At 66.9% G+C, this 24491-nt stretch carries 18 protein-coding genes; 6 read left to right on the forward strand and 12 right to left on the reverse strand.

Annotated features, from left to right (window positions below):
- The 5 genes from F7R19_RS23590 to F7R19_RS23610 all read right to left on the reverse strand — a co-directional run.
- On the reverse strand, window positions 1-292 hold a 292-nt coding region (locus F7R19_RS23590; RefSeq protein WP_150982197.1), incomplete at its 3' end, for an ATP-binding cassette domain-containing protein.
- Between the two features lie 309 nt (window positions 293-601).
- Window positions 602-2263: a GMC family oxidoreductase gene (locus F7R19_RS23595; protein WP_150982198.1), complete on the reverse strand. Its 1662-nt coding sequence runs from the start codon at window positions 2261-2263 to the stop codon at window positions 602-604.
- Window positions 2264-2349: 86 nt separating this feature from the next.
- Window positions 2350-3270, reverse strand: a complete 921-nt coding sequence (locus F7R19_RS23600; RefSeq protein WP_150982199.1) for an alpha/beta hydrolase — start codon at window positions 3268-3270, stop codon at window positions 2350-2352.
- Window positions 3271-3380: 110 nt separating this feature from the next.
- Complete coding sequence (gene cueR, locus F7R19_RS23605; RefSeq protein ID WP_150982200.1) at window positions 3381-3800, reverse strand: Cu(I)-responsive transcriptional regulator; 420 nt, start codon at window positions 3798-3800, stop codon at window positions 3381-3383.
- Window positions 3797-6241, reverse strand: a complete 2445-nt coding sequence (locus tag F7R19_RS23610) for a heavy metal translocating P-type ATPase (protein WP_150982201.1) — start codon at window positions 6239-6241, stop codon at window positions 3797-3799. The genes cueR and F7R19_RS23610 overlap by 4 nt, the downstream gene beginning before the upstream one ends.
- Before the next feature lie 228 nt (window positions 6242-6469).
- On the opposite strand from F7R19_RS23610, the gene F7R19_RS23615 reads away from it, so the two are divergent.
- Window positions 6470-6670 carry a heavy-metal-associated domain-containing protein gene (locus tag F7R19_RS23615; RefSeq protein ID WP_061958593.1) on the forward strand — a complete coding sequence of 67 codons (201 nt, stop codon included), beginning with the start codon at window positions 6470-6472 and terminating at the stop codon, window positions 6668-6670.
- Window positions 6671-6746: 76 nt separating this feature from the next.
- Here F7R19_RS23615 and F7R19_RS23620 read toward each other — a convergent pair whose 3' ends face one another.
- The 3 genes from F7R19_RS23620 to F7R19_RS23630 form a co-directional block, all read right to left on the reverse strand.
- Complete coding sequence (locus F7R19_RS23620) at window positions 6747-7475, reverse strand: OmpW/AlkL family protein (protein WP_061958592.1); 729 nt, start codon at window positions 7473-7475, stop codon at window positions 6747-6749.
- Between the two features lie 305 nt (window positions 7476-7780).
- Window positions 7781-8737: a delta(1)-pyrroline-2-carboxylate reductase family protein gene (locus F7R19_RS23625; RefSeq protein WP_150982202.1), complete on the reverse strand. Its 957-nt coding sequence runs from the start codon at window positions 8735-8737 to the stop codon at window positions 7781-7783.
- 55 nt (window positions 8738-8792) lie between these two features.
- Complete coding sequence (locus tag F7R19_RS23630; protein WP_150982203.1) at window positions 8793-9788, reverse strand: aldo/keto reductase; 996 nt, start codon at window positions 9786-9788, stop codon at window positions 8793-8795.
- A gap of 125 nt (window positions 9789-9913) precedes the next feature.
- On the opposite strand from F7R19_RS23630, the gene F7R19_RS23635 reads away from it, so the two are divergent.
- Entirely contained in the window at window positions 9914-10843 is a 930-nt protein-coding gene (locus tag F7R19_RS23635; RefSeq protein WP_150982204.1) for a LysR family transcriptional regulator, read from the forward strand.
- Window positions 10844-10853: 10 nt separating this feature from the next.
- On the opposite strand, the gene pbpC is transcribed toward F7R19_RS23635, so the two are convergent.
- From pbpC to F7R19_RS23655, 4 genes are all read right to left on the reverse strand, one after another.
- The gene (gene pbpC / locus F7R19_RS23640; RefSeq protein ID WP_150982224.1) at window positions 10854-13046 is read right to left on the reverse strand and encodes a penicillin-binding protein 1C; all 2193 of its coding nucleotides are present in this window, start codon (window positions 13044-13046) and stop codon (window positions 10854-10856) included.
- Between the two features lie 50 nt (window positions 13047-13096).
- A complete protein-coding gene (locus F7R19_RS23645; RefSeq protein ID WP_061958588.1) occupies window positions 13097-13822 on the reverse strand; it encodes a lysoplasmalogenase in 726 nt (241 codons plus the stop codon).
- A complete protein-coding gene (locus tag F7R19_RS23650; RefSeq protein ID WP_150982205.1) occupies window positions 13819-19803 on the reverse strand; it encodes an alpha-2-macroglobulin family protein in 5985 nt (1994 codons plus the stop codon). The genes F7R19_RS23645 and F7R19_RS23650 overlap by 4 nt, the downstream gene beginning before the upstream one ends.
- Before the next feature lie 93 nt (window positions 19804-19896).
- A complete protein-coding gene (locus F7R19_RS23655; RefSeq protein ID WP_061958586.1) occupies window positions 19897-20376 on the reverse strand; it encodes an Lrp/AsnC family transcriptional regulator in 480 nt (159 codons plus the stop codon).
- Between the two features lie 152 nt (window positions 20377-20528).
- Between F7R19_RS23655 and phhA the strand changes: the two genes are divergently transcribed.
- The 4 genes from phhA to F7R19_RS23675 all read left to right on the forward strand — a co-directional run bounded on the left by phhA (window position 20529) and on the right by F7R19_RS23675 (window position 24440).
- Complete coding sequence (gene phhA / locus F7R19_RS23660; RefSeq protein WP_150982206.1) at window positions 20529-21458, forward strand: phenylalanine 4-monooxygenase; 930 nt, start codon at window positions 20529-20531, stop codon at window positions 21456-21458.
- 106 nt (window positions 21459-21564) lie between these two features.
- Window positions 21565-21867: a 4a-hydroxytetrahydrobiopterin dehydratase gene (locus F7R19_RS23665; protein WP_061958584.1), complete on the forward strand. Its 303-nt coding sequence runs from the start codon at window positions 21565-21567 to the stop codon at window positions 21865-21867.
- Window positions 21868-21992: 125 nt separating this feature from the next.
- Window positions 21993-22697, forward strand: coding sequence for a response regulator transcription factor (locus tag F7R19_RS23670; RefSeq protein WP_061958583.1), 705 nt, complete (start codon window positions 21993-21995; stop codon window positions 22695-22697).
- 57 nt (window positions 22698-22754) lie between these two features.
- On the forward strand, window positions 22755-24440 hold the full coding sequence (locus F7R19_RS23675; protein WP_150982207.1) for a sensor histidine kinase: 1686 nt from the start codon (window positions 22755-22757) through the stop codon (window positions 24438-24440).
- Window positions 24441-24491 lie beyond the last annotated feature (51 nt).

The raw sequence follows: 24491 nt of genomic DNA on the forward strand, positions 1-24491 counted from the left end.
CGGTCAGGTGCGCGAACACGGCGGAGATCTGGAACGAGCGGATCACGCCGCGCCGCGCAATCTGTGCGGGCTTTTCGCGCGTGATGTCGATGCCGTTAAAGAGAATGGTGCCCGTGGTGGGCTCCAGGAATTTCGTGAGCAGGTTGAAGCAAGTGGTCTTGCCCGCGCCGTTCGGTCCGATCAATGCATGGATCGAGCCGCGACGCACGCACAGATTCACGTCGCTTACTGCGGTGAACCCCTTGAATTCCTTCGTGAGGTTCCGTGTTTCCAGGATGATTTCCTGAGTCATAGTCTCCTGCCCGCCCTCTTGCTGCGATGCCAGGTTTTGCCCGGCACTGACAATGGTTCGAACTGCGGCGCTTTGTCGCCATATTGCCGCTTGGTATAGGTGTGGACGGTGCGGCTGCCGGGGCATGACAGTGACGCGAAGTGAAGGCGGCGGCACCGTATACCGGCGACTATTGTGTGCGCCTGCTGCGTCGCAAAACATCGGGGTTTGCACTAGGCGCAAGACATTTACGATGTCTCGCTTTTGCGATGCGTGGCGCCGCACCGACGACTGCGTGGAGTCGTCGGTGCGGCGTATCGTGGAAGACCCCTAGACGGGTAAGGGCGCGACGATTTCGGGTGAATTTGCTGCACCGCTCGCGGCCGCCTTGCGGTCGGCGCGAATCATGTCGCTGGCGCGTTCGGCAATCATGATCGTCGGCGAGTTGGTGTTGCCCGACGTGATCAGCGGCATGACCGATGCGTCGACCACGCGCAGCCCGGCAATGCCCCGCACGCGCAGCCGGTTGTCGACCACCGCATCGTCGCCCGCGCCCATGCGACAGGTGCCCACCGGATGGAAAATGGTCGTGCCAATCGCGCCCGCCGCTTCGGCCAGTTGTTCGTCAGTCTGGAAGGCCGGGCCGGGCAGCCATTCGGTGGGCTTGTACGGCGCCAGCGCGGGCGATGCGACGATGCGCCGCGTCAGCCGGATCGAATCGGCCGCGACCTTGCGGTCTTCTTCAGTGGACAGGTAATTTGGCGCGATGCGCGGTGCGCGCCGGAAATCGGCATGCTCGATATGCACGCTGCCGCGCGATGTGGGACGCAGGTTGCAAACGCTGGCGGTGAATGCGTTGAAGTCATGCAGCGGATCGCCGAACTTGTCCAGCGACAGCGGCTGCACGTGATATTCGACATTGGCGCGCGTCTGGCCCGGATCGCTGCGCGCGAACGCACCGAGCTGCGACGGCGCCATGCTCATCGGCCCGCTCTGGTTGAACGCGTATTGCAGGCCGATGCCGAGCTTGCCCCACCATTTCGATGCGCGCGTATTCAAGGTGCGCACGCCCTGCACTTTCATGACCGTGCGCAGTTGCAGATGATCCTGCAGATTCTCGCCCACGCCAGGCAGCGCGTGCCGCACGCGAATGCCCAGCGCCTGCAGCCGCTCCGGCTGTCCGATGCCAGACAGCTCCAGCAGTTGCGGCGAATTGACCGCGCCCGCGGCTAGGATCACTTCGTGCGTAGCGCGCGCTTCGATGGGCTGTCCGCCGCCGTGATACTGCACGCCCGTGCAGCGCCGGCCATCGGGCGAATCGAAAGTCAGCGCGCTGACCTGCGCGCCCGTGACGATGGTCAGGTTGGGACGGTCGGACGCCTTGCGCAAAAACGCCTTGGCGGTATTCCAGCGAATGCCGCGGCGCTGGTTCACCTCGAAATAACCGACGCCAAAATTGTCGCCGCGATTGAAATCGTCGGTGCGCGGAATGCCGGCCTGCTCGGCCGCCTCGATAAAGCGTTCGAGAATGTCCCAGCGCAGGCGCTGTGCTTCGACGCGCCACTCGCCGCCAGCGCCGTGAAATTCGTTGGCACCGCGGTAATGGTCCTCGCTGCGCTTGAACAGCGGCAGCACGTTGTCCCAGCGCCAGCCATCGTCGCCGGTGATGCGCGCCCAGTCGTCGTAATCCTCGCGCTGGCCGCGCATGTAGATCATGCCGTTGATCGACGACGATCCGCCCAGCACGCGTCCGCGCGGATATCCGAGCGAGCGCCCGTTCAGGCCCGCCTCCTCCACAGTGCGATAAAGCCAGTCGGTGCGCGGATTGCCGATGCAGTACAGGTAGCCGACCGGGATGTGAATCCAGTGGTAGTCGTCCTTGCCGCCCGCTTCGAGCAGCAGCACGCTTACATCGGCATCTTGTGTCAGACGGTTGGCCAGCACGCAGCCAGCGGAGCCCGCTCCCACGATGATGTAGTCGTACGTCTCCATATCCCTTGCTTCCTTCGCGCCCTGAGGGCATCGGGTGATTCTTGTCGGAATCGAGAGATCATCGCACGTCTTACAGCGCGCCGCCGTCAGGGCTTTGCCGGAGCGACGAGATGCCGACTCAGCCAATCGGTCAATGCGACCAGCACTTCACCGCGCAGCGGCTGCGCCTCGTTGAAGATCTCGTGATAGCCGGTGTCGAACCACACCATGTCGCGCAGATCCGGCGGCGCATGGTCGTGGAAAGCGCGGCTGCCTTGCGGGTCGACCACGCGGTCGGCGCCGGCCACCAGCATCAGCATCGGCGCTTCCAGTTGCGGCGCATCGGCCTGCGCGCGCGCCATGCCGCGAATGAACCATTCGAGCACGCTGGCGCTGATGGTGCCCTGCACAAGCGGGTCGGTACGATAGGCGCGCACCTCTTCCGGATCGTGCGAAAGCAGCCGCGCATCAATCGGATTCGGCACACGCAGTCGCGGCACCAGCGCCAGCAGCACGCGATGCAAGGTGAGCATGGTGTTGCTGAGCTTCAGCGCCAGCGCGGGCGACGACAGGATCAGCGCGCGGATCGGGCGCACGCGCGCCGTGGCAAACCGCGCGGCCACCAGACCGCCCATGCTGTGGCCGAGCACGATCGGCAGTTCGTTCCATTGGCGCAGCGCCGCATCGTAGATTTCGGCGAGATCGTCGAGATACGCGTCGACGTGCGGCACCACCATGCGCGGACCGCCGCTGGCACCGTGGCCGCGCTGATCGTAGGCGCGCACACGCAGGCCCAGCGCGCATAGCGCGGCCGCCACATGGCCATAGCGCCCGCTATGTTCGGCAAGACCGTGCACCAGCAGCACGGTGCCCAGCGGATCGGGAAACCGTTGCGCATCGGGCAGCCACGTGCGCAGCAGCAGCTCGGTGCCGTCGCGCATGCGCTGGCGCGATTCCGTGGCTGCGGTGCCGGTCATGGCCGATTCATGCGCGCCGGGCAATCCGGCGGCGCCCACAGGTTGGTTCATCCCCATCGTCTCCTGGTCGGACCTGCCGGTTGTGCTTTGTATCGCGATCGATGATGCGGCGCGCGCCACGGCGGCATGCGCGGCCGGAAGGCGCCGCGCGATCCGCGCCGTTACTTGTGGCACGCAGCGCAGTTGTCCTCGTCGAGCCGCGCCATGTCCGAAAGAATCGGGCAATCGGGCCGCTCGTCGCCGCTGCACGCTTCGGCCAGTGCGCGCAAGGTATCGCGCATCGCGGCCAGTTCTGCAATCTTCACTTCCAGGTCAGCCACGTGCTTCAGCGTCAGCGCCTTGACGTCGGCGCTGGCGCGCCCGCGGTCATGCCACAGCGACAACAGCCCGCGAATTTCGTCGAGCGAGAAACCGAGATTACGGGCGCGCCGCACGAAGCGCAAGGTGTGCACCGCGCGTTCGTCGTAGCGCCGATAGCCGCCTTCGCTGCGTGGCGGCGCGTCAACCAGTCCGATCGATTCGTAGTGACGGATCATCTTCGCGGAAACGCCGGACGCTTGCGCCGCTTCGCCGATATTCATTGCATCGCCTCCTGTTGGTCGGCCTCGCCGGCACCGGCCAGCGGATGCCAGCGGCGCAGCAGCAAGGCGTTGCTGACCACGCTGACACTGGAAAACGCCATCGCCGCGCCCGCCACCACCGGATTGAGCAGACCCGCGACGGCTAGCGGAATGCCGATCACGTTGTAGATGAATGCCCAGAACAGATTCTGACGAATCTTGCGCACCGTGCGATGCGACACAGCCAGCGCGTCCGCCACCAGCGCGGGATCGCCGCGCATCAGCGTGATGCCTGCTGCGTGCATCGCCACGTCGGTACCGGTCGACATGGCAATACCGACATCGGCCGCCGCCAGCGCCGGCGCGTCGTTGATGCCGTCGCCCACCATCGCCACCACCGCCTCGCCATTGCGCTTGAGCGCACCCACGCGCGCAGCCTTGTCCTGCGGCAACACCTCGGCCTGCAATTCGTCGAGCCCCAGCATCGCCGCGACGCGCGCCGCCGCGCCCGCGTTGTCGCCGGTCAGCATCACGGTACGAATGCCCGCGGCGCGCAGGCGCGCAATCGCCGCCCGGGCGCCCGGCTTGAGCGCATCGCCGAACGCCACCAGTCCCAGCACCGTGCGCAGCACCGGATCGATCAGCCACGACACCGTGCGTCCCTCGCCGCGCAGTCGTTCGGCCACCGCGTGCAGCTCCAGCGCATCGGCGCCAAGCTCCACGCGCAGGCCTTCGCTGCCCAGCTGCAGCGGCTGCCCCATCACCAAGCCCGAGATGCCGCGGCCCGGCAGGGCGCGTACCTCGCTGGCCGCGGGCACCGCGATGCCGCGCGCTTGTGCCTGCGTCATCACCGCGCGTGCCAGCGGATGTTCGCTGCCGGCCTGCAGCGCGGCCAGCTTCGCCAGCAACGCCGCATCGTCGCCATCGGCCGCTTGCAGCGCCACCACTTCGGGCTTGCCGACGGTCAGCGTGCCGGTCTTGTCGAACGCCACCACGGACACGCGATGCGCCACCTCCAGCGCCTCGGCGTCCTTGATCAGGATGCCCGCGCGCGCGCCGGCGCCGGTGCCAGCCATGATCGCGGTCGGCGTGGCCAGCCCGAGCGCGCACGGGCACGCAATCACCAGCACCGCCACGGCGTTGAGCAACGCCTGACTCCAGTCGTGCGCAACCAGGCCCCAACCCAGCAGCGTGAAAAGCGCGATGGCCAGCACCACCGGCACGAACACCGTGCTGACCTGATCCACCATGCGCTGGATCGGCGCCTTGGCGGCCTGCGCGTGCTCGACCATGCGGATGATGCGCGCCAGCACGGTCTCCGCGCCGACCGCCACGGTGCGCGCCACCAGCAGGCCTTCGTAGTTGATCGCGCCACCGGTCAGCTTGTCGCCGGGCTGTTTCGGCACGGGCACTGATTCGCCAGTCAGCATCGATTCGTCGGCGTGGCTGCGGCCGTCGATCACTTCGGCATCGACCGGAATGCGCTCTCCGGGGCGCACCACGATTTCATCGCCGACGCGCACCAGCGCCAGCGCGATGTCCTGCTCCACGCCGTCGCGCCGCACGCGCGCGGTGTCGGGGCGCAGCGCGGCCAGCGCGCGAATGGCGTCGGCGGTCTGGCGCTTGGCGCGCGTTTCCAGCCACTTGCCGAGCCGCACCAGCGTGATCACCACCGCCGCACTTTCGAAATACAAATGCGGCATGGCGTCGCCGGCCATGAACATCTGCCAGATCGACAGCCCATACGCGGCGGACGTGCCCAGCGCCACCAGCAGATCCATATTGCCGGCGCCCGCGCGCACCGCCTTGTAGCCGGCCTTGTAGAAGCGCCAGCCAAACACGAACTGCACCGGCGTGGCCAGCAGCCATTGCAGCCAGCCCGGCAGCATGGCGTGGATGCCGAACCATTCCAGCACCATCGGCGCCACCAGCGGCAACGACAACGCCGCCGACAGCACCACCGGCCACGGACCCGACCAGAAATCGGACCGGGTTTCGGCCGTACCCAGCGCTGCGGTATCGACGACGGGCTTCGCGCCATAGCCTGCGCGCGTCACCGCGGCGGCAAGCGTTGCCACGTCGGCCGCGCCGCGCAATACCGTCACGCTGGCACGTTCGGTCGCCAGATTCACCTGGGCGTCGACGACGCCGGGCACTGCACGCAGCGCGCGCTCCACGCGGCCGACGCACGACGCGCAGGTCATGTCCGAGATATCGAGTTCGATCGCATCGCGCGGAACGTCGTATCCCGCATCGGCCACGGCCTGCGCGGCGGCAGTCAGCGCCGCCGCGTCCTCGGCGTGCAGCGTGGCCTGCTCGGTCGCCAGGTTGACCGCCACATCGTGCACGCCGGGCACCTTGGCCAGGGCGTTCTCGACGCGGCGCACGCACGAGGCACAGGTCATGCCCTCGACGGGCAGGCGCCATTCGGAAGGATTCAGGGGAGCGGCGGACGTGGACATGGGCAGATTGGCTTAAGCGCACGGAGCGCGACAGATGCACTGTGGACCTTACCATCATTGGAAGGTCAAGGCTTGCCGACCCGGGGCGATCCGGTTTGCCATCGCACGGCGCTTGGGCGACGTTGGGGCCGCATTCCGGGCTGCATTTCGGGCTTGCGCTTCCCATGGTGGGAAGGTTCATACTTCACCCGAAGTTATCCATTGCCATTACCAACAGGAGTCGGCGCGATGATCCAGTTCCAAGTCGAAGGCATGTCCTGCAACCATTGTGTCGGTGCCATCACCCGCGCCGTGCACGCGGTCGACCCGTCGGCCCAGGTGGCGGCCGACGTGCCTGCCCAGTCGGTCAAGGTGCAAAGCGGCGCGGACCGCCAGGCCCTGCAGCAGGCGATCGAGGCCGCAGGCTATCCGGTGAAGTCGGCCGCCTGATCGCCGGCGCGCCAAAAGCAAAGGGCACCCGCGGGTGCCCTTTTTCATGTTGACGTGTCCGCAATCGGACGAACGGTCAGAAGCGATAGCCGACGCTCAGGTACGTCACCACCGGATCGATCTTGATCTTGGTGTGCGACTGGATCTTGGCGCCATTGGCCAGCGTCGTGGTGAAGTTGGCGGTGGTCGAGATCGGCACATACGACACCGAAATACCGACGAACCAGTTGTCGGTCACGGCATAGTTGGCGCCAACGTTGAACACCGGGTTCCACGACGATTTGGCCGACGCGGCCATGGTCGAGCCCGGACCGAACTCGCCTTGCACGAAACTCTGGTTGGTCACGCTCTCGCCGGTGAACCACGTGTAGTTCACGCCGATACCGACGTACGGGCGGAACTTGGTCTTCGCATCAAAGAAGTGCCATTTGACGACGGCGGCGGGGCTCCATTGGCGCACTTCGCCGAGCTTGCCGTACTTTTCGTAGCCACGGTCGCCGCTGACGTCATGCTTGGGCGGCACGCCGAGCACGAATTCACCCGAGATGTGGTCGGTGAAATAGTGGCTGAACACCAGCCCGAGCGTATCGGCCGAATCGATCGTCGCACCGGTGTTCTGGCGCTGCAGGCCGCCGGTGGGGCGTCCGGCGACGGAATCGATGGTCAGAAATTCCGAGTGGCCGGTCGGCATCACGCGCATCCAGCCAAAGCTCACGATATTGCTTCCCGCGGACTGCGCCTGCGCCACGCCAGCCAGGGTCATCGCCGCGGCCGCTACCAGAATTTTCTTATAGATCTTTTGCATTGTTCCTCTTACTCCGTCCTCTTTTGAATACAACGACTGCAAGCCAAGCATTATCCTGCGCGGGCTGCACCGACTGTTTCAAACACGGGACACGAGGATAGAAGAATTGCCCTAAAGACAGGGTTAACCCATAAAGCGGGCGCTTAATTCAGCAATTTCCGAAACGAAGCGACGCGCGCGCGCAACGTTTCGGTTTCAAATATGAAAAACCACTCGAAGGGAGTGGTCTTGTTGCTGCGTAGCGGACTCATACATCCGTATGGCAATGCCGGGCGTACGGCCTGCGCCCGGTCAATTGCGCGCGGTCAGTCGCGGCTTGCCAGAATGCACGCGGCGAGGTCCCACAGCGCATAGCCGACGCTCTTGAAGACCAGCGGACTGCCCGCGCGGGCGCGCAGCGCGTCGGCCCGCAGGATCGCTGCCTCGAACGGCTGCACCGTGTTCCAGTCGATGCCGGCCTGCAGCAGATCGCCGGCCTCGTCCTCGATGCCGAACAGCGTGTCGGCCAGCAGACGGCCGCTGGCGGCGGCCGCGTGGCACAGCCCGGGCGGCAGCTCGCACATGTCGGGCCGGAACGCGCCGACGGCCGCCACGAAATGGCGGTCGGTCCAGAGGCCGCTGTCCAGGTCGGGCAGTACCGGCGTGCGGCTCGACGTCACGGTCACCACCAGCGACACCCGCGGTAGCACCGCCGCCACATCGTCGATCACCTGCGCATCGACGCCGAGCGTGCTGGCGTGCGCGGCGAGCGCCTCGGCCTTGTCGCGCGTGCGTGACTGCAGCCACACCTTTCGCACCGGCAAGCCGGCGACAAACGCTTCCAGATGGGTTTGCGCCTGCACGCCGGCGCCGACGATCAGCAACTCGCCGTCGGGCGCCGGGGCAAACGTCTGCGCGGCCAGCAGCGATACCGCGGCCGTGCGGCGGCCCGTTACCGTCGGCCCATCCAGCATGGCGATCCGCTCGCCGGTATGGGCATCGGCCACCAGTACTTCGCCAAGGATGGTGGGCAGGCCACGCTGCGGATTGTCAGGATGCACGGTGATGTTCTTGGTCATCACGATGTCGCGGTTGCAGGCCGGCATCACCAGCAGCGTGCCCCGCCCACGCCCCTCTTCGCCGACGGGCAAGGCGATGCGCGGCGGCGCCATGGCGGTGCCGTCGCGCAGTTCGGCCAGCATCGCCGCAATGGCCTGGGCGAGTTCGGGATAAGGCAGGCGCGCGGCGGTGGCGGCGGCATCCAGCGGCAGAAAGGCGGTCATCGGCGGGGCAATCGGATCGTTACCAGAACCGCCATTGTCGCCGGTCCGGCACGCCTTAGCGCGACAGATACGGCAGCATCGTTTCAGCGTAGCGCGTACCCGCCGCTGCGCCGACCGGAAACACCGCGTCGATATCGGCCAGATCCTCGCGGGTCAGCACCACATTGAGCGCGCCGAGGTTGTCCTCGAGGTTGGCGATGCGCCGCGTGCCCGGAATCGGCACCAGATGATCGCCGCGCGCCAGCACCCACGCCAGCGCCAGTTGCGCAGGCGAGCAGCCCTTGGCGGCCGCCAGTTCGCGCACCGCATCGACCAGCTTCAGGTTGCGCGCGAAGTTCTCGCCCATGAAACGCGGGTTGGTGCGGCGATAGTCGTCGGCGTCGAAATCGTCGGGCGTGCGGATCGCACCGGTCAGGAAGCCGCGGCCCAGCGGGCTGTAAGGCACGAAGCCGATGCCAAGACGTTCGCAGGTGGCCATGATGCCGTTCTCGTCCACGTCGCGCGTCCACAGCGAATATTCGGTCTGCAGCGCGGTGATCGGATGGACGGCATGCGCCCGTTCTATCGTGGCGGCGCCCGCCTCGGACAGGCCGATCCACCGCACCTTGCCTGCCTTGACCAGTTCGGCCATCGCGCCGACCGTTTCCTCGATCGGCGTGTCTGGATCGACGCGATGCTGGTAATAGAGGTCGATATGGTCGACGCCGAGCCGCTTCAGGCTGGCGTCACAGCTGGCTCGCACGTATTCGGGACGGCCGTTGGCGCCGCGCGCGGCCGAGTTGGCGGGATCGCGCACGATGCCGAACTTGGTGGCCAGCACCACCTTGTCGCGCCGGCCCGCCAGCGCCCGCCCTACCAGCTCTTCGTTGGTGTGCGGACCGTAGATATCAGCCGTATCGATAAAGTTGACGCCTTTATCGATCGCATGATGAATAAGTTGAATAGATTGCGCGTCGTCGTGCGCGCCATAGAACTCGCTCATTCCCATGCAGCCCAGGCCAATCGGAAACACCTCGGGGCCAACACGGCCCAGTTTGCGCATTGCGGTCATCGGGACACTCCTGGTGGGTTTGGTTCGGAATCGGCCCGCTCAACTCACATTTGCTGGCGCGACCGGACGGAGGCCAGTATCGCCACGTCACGCCCGCGGAAACAGCGTGCTACGCTGCATGCATCATGAAGCCAGACTTCACAATCGATTCCGATTCCCTGCCGGCGCTGGTCGCCTTTACGCGCGTGGCGCGGCTGGGCAGCTTTACCGCTGCGTCCGCCGCGTTGGCCGTGAGTCCGTCAGCCGTCTCGCAGACCATCCGTCATCTGGAAGACCGGCTCGGCGTGCGGCTGCTGCAGCGCACGACGCGCCGCGTGGGCCTGACCGAGGCCGGGGCGGCATTGCTGGCGCGCGTGGAGCCTGCGCTGGCCGAAATCCATGCCGCGACCGACGATATCCGCCAGCAACGCGACATGCCGGCCGGCACGCTGCGGCTGACCAGTTCGCACTCGGCCGTGGTAATTGCGCTGCGTCCGATCCTGACCGATTTCATGCGCGCATATCCCACGATCTGCGTGGACCTCGTCACCGACGATCGTTTCGTCGACCTGATCGCCGAAGGCTTCGACGCCGGCCTGCGCCTGGGCGAAGCGCTGCAGCAGGACATGGTGGCGATTCCGGTGACGGGGCCGTTGCGCATGGTGGTGGCGGCTTCGCCCGACTATCTGGCGCGTCACGGCACGCCGCAGACGCCGCACGAGCTGCATCGCCATGCGTGCCTGCCGTATCGCTTTGGCCCGATGGGGTCGGTCTATCGCTGGGAATTCGCGCGCGGCGGCAGGCCCTTCACGGTCGATATCGGCATGGCGTTGATTGCCAACGACAAGTCGATGCTGCATCAGGCGGCATTGGCCGGCCTGGGGCTGATCTACGAATTCCCGCACCATATCGCCGATGCGCTGGCGTCGGGCGCGCTCGTGACCGTGCTGGACGAATGGACGCCGCCGTTTTCGGGCTTCTACCTTTACTACCCGAGCCGCGCGCTGATGCCGCCCAAACTGCGCGTGTTCGTCGATTTCCTGAAGGCGCGCGAATTGCCGCAGTCGCCGCGCTGAAGACACCGCGTCAACGGCGCGCCGACACTTTCTCCACCTTCGCGTCGCGTATGCCGGCACCACGCACCTCGATGCCGATTTCATGCACGACCTGGCCGCCCGCATCGACCAGTTGCACGCGATGCCGGCCCGGCCATGGCAGCCACGCAATCTGCCCGCCGCGGCCCAGCGGCTTGCCGTCCATGCGCCAGCTCACCGCCTGCGCCGTCTGGCCAGTCAGGCCGTCGGCGTGAAGCCAGACGCGCTGCGCGGCCGGCGGAATATCGGGATCCAGCGCGAAGATAGTGCCGTCGGCCGGGCTGGCGATGGCGGGCGCGCTTGGTGCGCGGCCGGTCGTGCCGACGCTGACGCGATGCAGCGCCGTGCCCGATAGAAAGACTTCGTCGCGCGCCGGCTCAAGGTTGTCGTCGAAGCGCAGCGCCACGCGCTCGACGCCGGTCGGCATGGCCGGCGCGCGGCTCGCGGTCCGTTCGTGCAGCGCCTCCATGACCTCGTGCCAGACCGGCGCGGCGCCCGACACGCCCGATACGTCGTGCATGCTGGCGCCGCTGGCGTTGCCGACCCATACACCCACCGTGTAGCGCTGCGACCAGCCCACGCACCAGTTGTCGCGCATGTCCTTGCTGGTGCCGGTTTTCACGGCGGTCCAGAACCGCGTGGTGAGCGGACTGTCGAGCCCGAAGGTCCGCGCGCGCGCGTGACGATCGGACAGCACGTCGCCGATGATGTACGTCGACGCCCCGCTCATCACCGGCTGGCGTTGCAAAGCCGGCGCTTCGACGGTCATGCGCGACGGCGCATACGCGCCCTGGTTGGCGAAACTGCGATACGCGTTGGTCAACGACAGCAACGACACATCGGCGCTGCCGAGCGCGAGGCTGTAGCCGTAGTAATCACCCGATTGGGTCAGCGGCAGGCCCAGCGCGACCAGTCGCCGATGAAAGCGATGGGGCGTGACCATCACGAGTGTGCGCACCGCGGGCACGTTCAGCGACGATCCCAGCGCGGCGCGCAAACTGACCCATCCCGCGTAGCGATGATCGTAATTCTGCGGAATATAGAGGCCGCCGCCCGTGGGCAGGTTCACGGGTCGATCGTCGAGCAGCGAAGCGGCAGTCAGCCGGCGCTCCTCGATCGCCTGGGCATAGAGAAACGGCTTCAGCGTGGAGCCCGCCTGACGCAACGCCGCGGCGTGGTCCACCTGCGCCGCCGACGACAACGCGCCCGACGATCCCACATAGGCGAGCACATCGCCGCTGGCGTTATCGATCACCACCACGGCGCCGTCCTCGACATTGCGGCCGGCCAGCTCGCGCAGATGGCGATCGAGACTGTTCACGGCCACGCGCTGCAGGTTGGCGTCGAGCGTCGACACGATGCGCGGCGGCAGCGGCCTGCCAGCTGGCGTGGCGGCGCGCGCCTGTGCCACCACGGCTCGCGCCAGATGCGGCGCCAGATTGCCGCCGCGCCGCACGGACATGCCATCGCCGCCCAGGCTGACCGACCTGGCCAGCGCCAGCGTCGTGAAGCCGTCGAGGCCATCGCACTCGCGCGGCTGTTTCATGTCGCGCAGAATGCCGCAGGCGCGTTTGGAGACTTGCAGCGCCGATGCATTCGGACTGCGCACCAGCGCCACGGCCACCGCCGCCTCGCGCGCGTCGAGCCCGCTTGGCGCCTTGCCGAACAACGTCTGCGACATCGCCGACAGGCCCACCAGTTCACCGCGGAACGGCACCAGATTCAGATACGCCTCGAGAATCTGGTCCTTGCTCCAGCCGCGCTCCAGCGACGACGCGCTGACCACCTGCCCAAGCTTTTGTCCAAAGCTGCGGCCGCGGCCGGCGCGCAGATCGTCGTCGAGCAGACCGGCCAGCTGCATCGTCAGCGTCGACGCGCCGCGCGTGCGCGTATTCCACAGATTTGCCCAAGCCGCGGCGGCCACGCCCTGCCAGTCGACGCCGCTATGCGCATAGAAACGTTTGTCCTCGGACAGCACGATGGCCGTGCGCAACGCCGGTGACGTATCGGTCAGCGTCACCCAGTCGCCACGGCGCGCAGTGAAATCGTCACGCACGCGCGCCACGGTCTCGCCATGCCGGTCGGTCACTACGATATCGGCGCTGCGCCAGTGGTCCCGCACCTCGCGAAACGAAGGCGCCGCCTGCGCGATGCCCGCGACGCACGCGCCCAGCCACAGCGCCATCGCCACGCGGATCGCGCCGCGCGCTGGCTTCGATGACCACGCCAACCGTTTCACCACGATCCCTTCGAATACGTCGATTCACCGCGCTCGGCCACCACGCCGGCCACCAGCAGCACCTGCGCGATGGCGTAGGTCCACCAGATGCCGAGCTGATAGGTCTCGAACGGCGACAGGAATTTCGCCATGCCGATCATCGCGTCCGACATCACGAAGCACAGCGCGCCAAGCGCCGCCAGCGGCGTCGGCAGCCGCGCCAGCATCGCCGCGCAGGCCATCGCCGCCAGCACGGCGATATACACGGTGACCGGCCACATCATGTCGCCAAGGTTTGGCCAGAAGCGCCCCAGCAGCGCCGCCGCCGCACCGATCACCAGGCCACAACCGACCAGGCGATGCGCACGCAGGTCGCCGCCCAGCGGCACGAACAGGCGCAGGTAGGCGAGATGCGCGAGCAGGAATGCGCCGAGGCCGCCGATGAACGAAATCCGCAGCCCCGGCAACGCCAGCAGGAAATCTCCCAGCCCGGAAAACACCAGCGCCACCACCAGCCAGCGGCGCTCGCCCGTGGGGCGGTGAAACCATGCCGCGCGCGCCAACAGCAACGCCATCGCCGTCTTCCAGACCGGCTGATAGGCGATCTGGCCCGTCAGCGGCGCGCCGGGAGGCAGATCGAGCGACGCCTGGAACAGCAGCAGGCCATAGGTGAGGCCGGCCAGTGCGCCGGCGATCCACCATTCGCGCACGCGAGGGGGCATCCGCATGGCGATCCAGCTCACTTGCCGGCTCCGACGGTCAGTTTGGCGTTGGGCGCCTCGCCAAAGACATCGGGCGCGTACATCGCTTCCACGCGTGTCGGCGGCAACGCGAATTCGCCGGCATTGTTGAGCCGCACCGTGTACTCCACGCTCAGCGCACCCTTCGGTACGTAACCGAAATATTCGCGATAGGCCTCCGGCGTACGTTCCGTAAAGGTAGACCACGCCTTTTTCTCGTCGCGCGTGGCGATCTGCGAATCGCGGCCCAGGCCGCTGCCAAGAATCGTGGCGCCCGTGGGCACCGGATCGCTGACCACCACCCAGGTCATGTCGGCCTGCGCATCGATATCGAGCTTGACGCGATACGTATCGCCGCGCGACCACTTGCCCGCCACCGCCTGCTCCACCGGCGTGACGCTGCGGCGCACGCGGTAGCCGGCGGCCACCGGCTCGCGCAGCGGCACGGCAGCCAGCGCGCGCACCGTGGCCCACGGGCGACCGCTGCCCTGCTGCTCCACCTGCAGCGTCGAAGGCGCTCCGGCCGATGTCGCCGGCCACGGCAGATCGACCGCGCCGCTGGCGACGCCGTCCTTCTGCGTGGCGCGCGACCAATCGAACGTCCGCGACGCATCGCCAAGCGTGGCGCGTGCGCTGCCGGACACCGGCGTCTTCTCGTACACCGCCGCATAGCGACGAATCGCCAGCACGCCCCAGGCGTTGGCGGTGGTGGTCATCCACGCGCCGCGCGTCTGGCGTCCCAGCAGTCCCGTCACCAGCTGCGGCACGTCGTCCTTCCACGTCGGCAGTTGCGATGCCAGCGCCAGCAGCCTGGCCGCATTGACGTCGCCGCCCGACATCAGCCACCACCAGTTATCGTTGCGCTCGGTCGAGAAGACCAGTCGCGTGCCCTGCACGGTCAGGCGGCTGCGCAACAGCTGCGTGGCGTCGGCCATGCGCTTGTCGCGCTCGGGGACGTCCTGCACGCGCGACAGGATGCTCAGCCAGTCGATCAGCGCGGAGGTTGGCCATTGATCGGGCAGGATCTGGATCGAACCGAGCATGCGTGCCTGCGCCTTGCCGCCGCGCGACAGCGCCTCGATGGCGGCGAGCTTGCGCACGTCCAGATCCATCGTGGCCGCCGCGGCCGGCGACCAGCGCGGCGGCGAGATGCGGCCTTCGACAAACGCGATCAGGCCGCGCTCCATCTGCTCGCGCTGCGCATCGGGAATGCGCATCGGCATACCGGCGCGCGAGGCTTCGTCGGCAATCGCCAGCAAATACGCGGTCAACGTTTCGCTGCCCGATTCGCCGTCGCTGCGCAGCGGGAAGTACGACGCAAGCCCGTTGCTGTCGAGATACGACGGCAGTTGCGCCATCAGCGCGTCCCATGCAGCCGCATCGCCCAGGCCGAGCGATTTCGAGGTGCGCTGTTCCAGGCAACTGAACGGATAGTTGCGGAACCACTCGCGCACACCGGGCATGCCGCCTGCGAGCGACGACTGCAGCGACACCTGCATGCCGCCACGCAACTTGCCGGCCGGATCGGCCAGCGCGCCGGCGGGCGCCTGCACCGGCACCGACATGTTTGGCGCCAGCTGCGCCAACATCGCCTGCTGCACCGTCACCGGCACGGCCGGCACGATCTGCTGCGACACCTTGAGCTTGTCGCTGGCGTCGCCGGTGCCCTTTTCCGCGGCCGCCACCTCCCACAGGATCGTGCCACTGCGGCTGTATGCGAGCAGTGCCGGCGCGGTGATATCCCAGCCGATTTCGCGCGCCTCGCCCGCGGGAATCTGCACGGTCTGCGCGGGCAGCGTCAGCGCATCGACCAGCGTGGCGCGCGCCGTGGCCTCCACCGTCATCGCGCGTTGCGTGGTGTTGCGCAGCGTGAACATGGCACGGTACTTGTCGTCCTCGCGCACCAGCAACGGCAGCCCCGCGATCATCTGCAGATCCTGCGTGGCGGCGATCGTGGCGCTGCCGCTGCCGAAGCGATTCACGCCGAGATCGGCCACGGCCACGATGCGGAAGCTGGTGAGCGAATCGTTCAGCGGCACTTCCAGCGTTGCCTTGCCTTCGCCATCGAGCTGCACACGCGGATTCCACAGCAGCAGCGTGTCGAACAGTTCGCGCGTGGGGCTCTTGCCGCCGCCACCGCCGGCCGGCACCGCCTTGCGGCCATAGTGCCGGCGCCCGATGATTTCCATTTGCGCGGTCGATGTTTCCACGCCGTAGCTGCGCTGCTGCACCATCGCATCGAGCAGATTCCAGCTGTTGTTCGGCATCAGCTCAAGCAGCGCCTGGTCGACCGCGGCCAGTGCCACTTCGCCGTTGGCCGCGGGCTTGCCGTCGGGCAGCTTCACCTGCACCACCACGCGCGCCTTGCCGCGCACGGGATAGCTGGCCTTGTCGGGCGTCACGCTGACGTCCAGCCGGTAAGCATCGTTGCCCACGCGGATCTGCGCCAGGCCCAGCCGGAAAGCCGGCTTGGACAGATCGACCAGCGGCGACGGCGCCACGTATTCGCGGCCTTCGCTGCGGAATGCATGCCACCAGTCCAGCGGCTGGCGCCAGCCCCAGGTGAAGAACGAATACCACGGCACTTCGCGCAGGCGTCCGCGAATGCTGAGCACCGACACGTAGACGTTCGGGCCCCATTCGGACTTCACCTTGAGCTTGATCGTCGGATCGGCGCCGCTCAATTCCACCACCTCGGTATCGAGAATGCCTTCACGTTCGATGGCGACCAGCGCCGTGGCGCGGCGGAACGGCATGCGCACCTGGAACACTGCGGTATCGCCCGGCGCATACGAGCGCTTTTCAGGCAGCACATCCATGCGGTCGTGGTTTTCGCCGCCGAACCACAGTTCGCCCTGGCGCGTCACCCATACCGTGGTGGCCGCCTGCGCAACGCGGCCTTCCGAATCGCGTGCATTGGCCACCAGCTCCACTTCACCGGCCTGCGACAGCTCCACCTCGCAACGCACGCGGCCCTGGGCATCGGTGCGCGCTTCGCACACCACCCCGAGATCCTTGCTTTCGCTGCGATTGTCGTAGCGATAGAAGCCGCCAACCACGCGCTTGCGCGAGGACGTGGTGGTGCGCGCGCGCGCTTTCACCTGCACCGGCGAATCGGCGACCGGCTTGCCCTGCGTATCGAGCACCACGCCGTACACCGCAAGCTTTTGCTTGATCGACACCCAGCTCGACGCCTTGATGCCGGCCACCACCGCCGACGGCCACAGCGCGACGGTCTGGCGCAGCGTCTGGATCTCGCCGTTCGGATCGGCAAAACCGGCTTCCAGCACGAGATCGCCCGGCACGGCCACCTTCGGCAAATCCTTGACCACCAGCTTGCCGTTGCCGTCCTTGTCCAGCGTCAGCGGCAGCTTGTCGGCAACGAGTTTTTCCGAATCGTCGCGCGCGCTGTCGGCATCCTGATCGTCTTCCTCGTCGCCGCTGCTGCTGCTCTCCTGCTGCGTACGCGGCTGGCTGAACGAGAAGTCGTCGTAATCGGCAAAATTCACCGGCTTGTTGCGCATCAGTGCCGACACGCGCACCGGCAGTCCTGCCGCGCCGCCGCCATTGAGATAGTGCAGCTCGACATTCACCGGCACCTGCGCGGGCGCCACCAGCGCATTGCCCTTGATCTTCGGGTCGCGCGTGACCGAGAGCGTGCCCGACAGGACCGGCAAGCGGAACGCTTCCACGCGGAAGCTGCCGCTGTCCAGCGAGCGATCGTTGTCGTACACCAGCGCCACGTCATAGACGCCGAGCTTGGCCGCCTGCGGCACCTGGAAGGTGTTTTCCGCGCTGCGCCCGCCGGTGGCGGTATTGCGCCACGCCAGCGACATCTCGTACTTCTGCCCGGTGCCCTGGTGCGTGATCACCAGCGTTTGCGGCAGCGCCGCCGGCAATGCAAATCCCTGCGCCGTTTCATTGCGGATCAGGTGCTTCATCGACACCGTTTCGCCGGCGCGCAGCAGCGTGCGGTCGAACACGGTATGTGCGCGCACCGTCTGCTTCGGGCTCAGGTCGGTCGGCACGTTGAAGCGCCAGGTCTCGATGCCGCGATTCCAGTCCGACATCACGAACGCCATGTCGGCTTTGCCGCGGGCCTGCGGATGATCGGCGCCGATGCGTGCGGATACGAAATAGCCGTCCATGCCGTTGCCGCAATCCTTGTAGCGACGATCGGGCAGCGTTGCGATGCGCGCGACGCCCGTGCCATCGGTTACCGCCTGGCCCAGCAGTTCGCCCTCGCAACTGCGCACGGCCACTTTGGCATTGGCCACCGGCTTGCCGTCGTCGAGCGTCGTCACCCATGCCAGGCCGCTCATGTCGCCATCGGCCGTGCCGCGCGCCAGCTTGAAATGCACGCCAAGGTTGGTCACCAGCGCGGCGGTGCGCACGTACATCGGCGCCTTCTTGCCGAGCAGCGCTTCGCCCAGCATCGGCGAGGCGATCTCCACCACATGAAAGCCCGGCTCCGGCAGAGGAATGCCGACCACTTCGAACGGGCGTGGCGTAGTGTCGGTCGGCTTGGGAATGTCGAGCTTCTTGACGCCGGCCACGCCGTTGAGCAACGACACCGAGCGCGTTTCGATGCTCGGCGCGTTGCGCGGGCTCTGCACGTCGTACGGCGCGCGGCCGGCGCGGATTGCATCGATCTGCTGCCGTGTCCACGAGTTTTCGTGCATGCGCTTGACCATGCCGAACCAGCGCAGGATGGCCGTATCGTCATCGACCTTGAGCCGCGCCACGGTGCCCGCCTCGGCGCGCACGGCCAGTGCCGGCAGATCGGCTTCGACATTGCGCAGCGTCACCGGCAGCAGCGGCGGGTAGTCGCTGGCCGGCTTGCCACGCGGCACATCGGCAAAGCGCTCGACCACGCCGAACGGCGCGGCGGCGAACTTTGCCAGCGGCGGCAACGCCGCCGTGGTCAGCTTGATCGGGAACAGGTCCGCATTGCCGAGCGCGCGGCCGCTTTCATCCTTGAGATCCTTGGGCGCCTCGATCGTCAGGCTGGCCTTTTCCGGGAACGGCCCCTTGAACGTGACCGACGATACTGGCGCGTCGGCGGCCTGGTCCGGATCGAACGCGGGCGCCTGCGGGCCCGACGGCGTCTTCAGCACGATATGTTCGGCGGCCTTGCGCGAGATCGGCGCGGAAAACGTGACCGTCATCGGACGCAATGGCGTGCACGGCGCTTCGGCGCGTTCGCGCTCGCAGGTAAAGCCGGCCGAAAACGGCTCGCGCACCTGGAAATCGAAACGCCGTGCCGCCGTGGCTGCCAGACCGGACGGCGTGGCGATGCCCGCATCGAGCACCAACTGCATGCGCGCGCCGGCCGGCAGCCGTTGCTGGCACGCCAGCAGATGGACGGCGTCGGCCTCGCGCTTGACCACCTCTTTCCAGCCGATCGCCTCGATGACGCCGTCGCGGTCCTTGCCGGTCAGCAGCCGCACGGGGATGCGCTCGCCAAGGCCCTCGGCCTGGCACCACGCATGCTCGCGGATCGATCCGGCCGTGGCCGCGCCGTTGAAGCGCAGCGCAAACACCTGGTCTTCCTCGACCTGTCCGCCCGAGGGGCGCGCCGAGACCACGATCGGTCCGCCGGTTTCGAAGCGGTATTCGGGCTTGCCGGAATAGGCCTTGCCGGCCACGCTCTTGAGTCCGCCGGAGATCCGCACGGTACAACGCACGCCCGGCGGCAGGTCGCGCTCGAAGTCGTAGACCCAGTTGGTCGCATTGACCCAGCGTCCGCTGCCACCGACGCTGCCGCCGACGCACGATACGGAGGCAGGCGCCGCGGCCTTGAGGTCGCCCATCGGCACCATCGCTTCGTCGAAGCGGATCGCCACTTGGCGAACCTGTGGGTTCACCCCTTCGGGTGAAAAGCGCGTGATCTGCGCGGCCGATGCGGCCGGCGCCCATGTCAGCGCGCTGAAAACAAGACCTGCGGCGGCGGCTACGGTCGCCGTGGCGATCTTTCCCATCATCCTGCCCTCTGTCGGAATTGGCTCCGCGCGAGGGTGACATGCAGAGGTGGCAAGCGCAAGCCTCTGCACATTTTGGAAGAATGACCTTGCGATTTATCGTAGATGCGCTAGTGGCAGCGGGCCTTCCCGCTTCAACGCGGTCAGCACGATATTGGACCGGATGCTCTCCACGCCCGGCACGCGCATCAGTTTCTTCATCGTGAATTCCGCCAGCGTGGGCAGGTCCGCCACCACCACGCGCACCAGATAGTCGGCTTCGCCGGCCACCGAATAGCACTCCTGCACTTCTTCGAGCAGCAGGATCTCTTCGCGGAAGCGCTCGATGATGGTGTCGCCGTGATGGGCCAGCTTGACGCTGATAAAGACCAGCACGCCCAGCCCCAGCGCCTGCAGCGACAGGTTCACCCGATAGCCAGTGATCACGCCGTCCGCTTCCAGCCGGGCCAGGCGCCGTCCAACCTGGCTTGGCGACAGGTGCACGCGCTCGGCCAGCTGCTGGTGCGTGGATCGTCCGTCGGCTTGCAGCGCCGCCAGCAGGGCGAGGTCGTAGGGGTCGAAGTCGGCTTGATTCATATGCGCAGAAATCCCGCAGTTAGGCGTCTCAATGTGCGGATTATATGCACCGTATGCCCAAAGATCGGCCATTTTGCGGCCTGTTTGCATCGTCCCATCGCTAGACTGTGCATAAATTCCGCATCACATCATAATTTCTTGGAGACGCCACCATGACACCCTCGGCCGCCGCACAGGAACCCGGCAGCTTTGCCGGCACGATGACCGAGAAACTGCGCGAGCAATTTGCCGCAGGCCTGTTGTCGGGCCAGCAGTTGCGCCCCGACTTCACCATCGCGCAGCCGGTGCACCGCTATACCGACACCGACCATGCGATGTGGCGCAAGCTGTACGACCGCCAGGCGTCGATGCTGCAGGGCCGGGTCTGCGATGAATTCCTGCAGGGTCTGGCGACGCTCGGCATGGAGCGCGACCGGGTGCCCGAGTTCGATCAGCTCAACGAGACGCTGATGCGCGCCACGGGCTGGCAGGTGGTGGCCGTGCCCGGACTGGTGCCCGACGAGGTGTTTTTCGAGCATCTGGCCAATCGTCGCTTTCCGGCCAGCTGGTGGATGCGCAAGCCCGAGCAGATCGACTACCTGCAGGAGCCCGATTGCTTCCACGACGTCTTCGGGCATGTGCCGTTGCTGATCAACCCGGTGTTTGCCGACTACATGGAGGCATATGGCAAGGGCGGCCTGAAAGCGGCCGGACTCGGCGCACTGGACATGCTGGCGCGCCTGTACTGGTACACCGTCGAGTTCGGCCTGATCCGCACGCCGCAGGGTTTGCGCATCTTTGGCGCGGGGATCTTGTCCAGCCAGGGCGAATCGATCTACAGCCTCGATTCGGCCAGCCCCAACCGCATCGGCTTCGACCTGCACCGGATCATGCGGACGCGCTACCGCATCGACACGTTCCAGAAAACGTACTTCGTGATCGACAGCTTCGAACAACTGTTCGACGCCACGCGGCCCGATTTCACACCGCTGTACCCGCAACTGCGCGCGTTGCCGACACTGGGCGCCGGCGATATTGCCGAGGGCGACCGCGTGATCCACGCCGGCAGCCGCGAAGGTTGGGGCGACAGCGACGACATCTGAGCCATCGGCCGGTTTTCATCCGTTGTGAAACAATGCCGCCATGCCCGGCCCACAGTTCCGGGCGGGCCGGCATTTGTCGAATTCTTTCCATAGATCAGCCCACACCATGACTCCTCTTTCGCAAGAAGCCCGCGCGAGCCTGCTCGCAGCACTGCCCGGCTGGACGCCTGTCCAGGACCGCGACGCCATCCAAAAATCGTTCCGCTTTGCCGATTTCAACGCCGCCTTCGGCTTCATGACCCGCGTGGCGCTGCGCGCCGACAAGGTGGACCACCACCCCGAGTGGTTCAACGTGTACAACCGCGTCGACATCACTTTGTCCACGCACGACGCCAACGGCCTGACCCAGCGCGATATCGACCTGGCCACCTTTATCGAAGCGGCCGCGGCGGGTCTGGCGCGCGAATGATGGCAAGTCTGGCGGCCCATTTGCAGGCTGTCAGGCAACTGAAAGGCTGACGCCAAAACTGTCGGTACAATCAGCATCATTGTTACAACACCGGCATCGCTAAATCAGCGATGTCACAGTCCGCCATGCGAATCCTGCTGATCGAAGACGACCTCCAAATCGCCAGCGGCGTAAAGGCCGGGCTGACCAGCGCCAGCCACGAGGTGTCCGTGGTTCACGACGGCGTGTACGCCACCGAGCATCTGCTGCGCGAGCAGCACGACCTGGTCATCCTCGACCTGGGGCTGCCCGGCATCGACGGCATGACGCTGCTGGCACGCTACCGCGCGCGCAACCGCACGACCCCGGTGCTGATCCTCAGCGCGCGCGACGAACTCGAAGACAAGCTGTCGGGGCTCAATGCCGGCGCCGACGACTATCTGGTAAAGCCTTTCGCGCTGCCCGAACTGGAAGCGCGCGTGCGCGTGCTGCAGCGGCGCAGCCAGCATGGCGAGGCCGCGCCCGAGCGCGATATCCGCCTGGGACGCCTGCGCCTGTCGGGCAACGATCGCCGCATGTTCATCGACGGTCGCCCGCTGGAATTGTCCCCGCGCGAATTCGCCGTGCTGGAACTGCTGCTGCGCCGCCAGGGCCGCGTGGTCAGCAAGGCACAGCTGCAGGACCATCTGGCCACCTTTGCGCACCCGGCCGGTGAAGGCGGCGATACGGTGGGCGATACCGCGATCGAGGTCTATGTGCACCGTGTGCGCAAGAAGCTCGAGGAGGCCGACGTGGAGATCGTCACTGTGCGCGGTTTCGGCTACCTGCTGCAGATCCGTGCCGGCCACTGAGCCCTTCCCCTGTCGCCCGCGTGATGGCGGGCGGCCCTGCCCGAAGTCCTGATCTCCATGCCGCCGCGTTCGCCATCCTCATCCGCTCAGCCCGGCGAGCCTTCCGCCACGGGCAAGCGTCTGCGTGGCGGCTTCGGCTGGGGACAGCGCGTCCAGGCCGCGGCGCGTCATCCGTCCAACCAGAGTCTGCGCGTGCATCTGCTGCGCGCGCTGGCCACGCCGCTGTTCGCGCTGGTGCTGACCAGCGGATCGCTGTCGTACTGGCTTGCCGCCCACTACACCACGCAGGTGTTCGACCGGGCGCTCTACGGCGTCGCCAACAATATCGCCCAGCAGATCCGCATTGCCGGACCGCGCCTGGAACAGGACATCCCGGCCATCGCGCAGACGCTGGTGGAAGCGGAGGGATCCGATCGCATCTACTGGCGCATCCATGGCCCCGACGGGCTGATTGGCGGCATGGATACGTGGCTCGGCTACGGCACCGGCCAGACCACGCTGCACGACGCGCGGCTGTTCTATGCCTGGTTCAGCGGCCGGCAGGTGCGCGCGGTGCGGCTGCCGGTGAACCTGCCCAGCACCGCCTCCGATGAACTGGGCACCACCGCCGAAGCGCAGGTGCCGCGCGGGCCGATCGTGGTCGAAGTGGCCGAACTGCTCGACCGCCGCGAAACCGCCGCCAACGAGATCCTGTTGTCCGTGTCCGTACCGCTGATCCTGCTGTTGCTGGTGGGCAGCCTGATCCTGTCGCACGTGCTCAAGGAAGAACTGGTGCCGTTGCAAATCCTGGCCGACAAGCTCAACCGGCAGACCGCGCGGTCGCTGGCAGCGCTGGACGAAAGCCAGGTGCCCGCCGAGATGGAACCGCTGATTCGCGCGCAGAACGCGCTGTTGTCGCGCCTGCGCGATGCACTCGATGCGCAGCGCAAGTTCATTGCCGACGCCGCGCACCAGTTGCGCACGCCGCTTACGGCGGTGAAGCTGCACGCCGACCGCGCGGTGCTGGCCGATTCGCTCGACGTGGCGCGCCACGCGCTGCGCGAAGTGCAGACCGCGGCGGATCGTGCCGTGCGTCTGTCGAACCAGTTGCTGTCACTGGCGCGCGCGGAGCCCGGTCTGTCGCTCGATCGGCTCGGTCCGGTGGAATATTTCGATCTGGCGGAACTGGCTTTCGAAATCGGTGCGGAATGGGTGCCGCAGGCGCTGGCGCGCCATATCGACCTGGGCTTCGAAGTGTTGCCCGGCCCCACCTTCACGGGTGGCGCACCGGCCATGGTGCGCGGCAATCGGCTGCTGATGCGCGAGGCGCTGTCCAACCTGATCGACAACGCGGTGAAATACGTGCCCGCGGGCGGCCGCATTACCGTGCGCGCCGGCGGCGAGGCGATCGGTCACCGTGGCATGGCCGTGGTGATGATCGAGGACAACGGCCCCGGCATTCCGCACGCGCGCCGCGAGGAGGTCTTCAAGCGGTTCTTCCGGGGCGACCATACGCCCGGTACGCCGGCCACCCAGGCGGCCCCCAGCGGCGCGGGGCTGGGTTTGGCGATCGTGCATGAGATCGTCACGCTGCATCAGGGCACGATTCGCATCGAAGATGTGCCCGCTTCGGCGCTACAAGTCGCGGCGGCCGTTGCAGCGGGTGTCGACGTAGACGCCGCTGCCGAGCCGGCAACGCGGCGTCCTGGCATGCGTTTTGTGATCCGGATCCCGTGCGAGGCGCCTGGCACGGCAACGGTGTGAGCAGGCCGGGATGCCACCCTCTGGGCGTCCGAGCAGCGCCCTGCGTGGCTC

The organism is Cupriavidus pauculus (assembly GCF_008801835.1).
In the GTDB taxonomy this organism is placed as follows: domain Bacteria; phylum Pseudomonadota; class Gammaproteobacteria; order Burkholderiales; family Burkholderiaceae; genus Cupriavidus; species Cupriavidus pauculus.